The 444-nt window shown below is 36.3% G+C and carries 1 protein-coding gene; it reads right to left on the bottom strand.

The features are described from left to right. On the bottom strand, positions 1–444 hold a 444-nt coding region (locus A6F49_RS17445; protein WP_161485827.1), incomplete at both ends, for an aromatic amino acid lyase.

Here is a 444-nt window from a genome sequence, read left to right as displayed (position 1 = left end):
ATATAACTAATGACACCTTGAGCTGTCATAGCTTGCGTACCATTAATCAATGCTAAACCTTCTTTAGCCTGAAGGTTCAAAGGTTGTCTATTTAATTCTCTTAATACATCGTCACTATCCTTTTCTTCCCCTCTGTACAATACTTTCCCTTCACCAATTAATGCTAATGCTAAGTGTGATAATGGCGCTAAATCTCCTGATGCACCGAGAGAGCCTTGCTGTGGGATTATCGGTATAATACGTTCATTTATAAAAAATTGTAATTGTCTCACTAATTCTAAAGTGGCACCTGAATGACCTTTTAATAATGTATTCAATCGTAAAATCATCATGACTAATGCTACTTCTTTTGAAAATGGCTCACCTAGTCCACAGGCATGTGAGCGTATCAGATTCACTTGTAATTCATTATATTGCGTCAGGTCTATACGTACATCACTAAAT

Source organism: Enteractinococcus helveticum, assembly GCF_001657475.1.
Lineage (GTDB): Bacteria > Actinomycetota > Actinomycetes > Actinomycetales > Micrococcaceae > Yaniella > Yaniella helvetica.
This window is presented reverse-complemented; position numbering and strand designations above follow the sequence as displayed.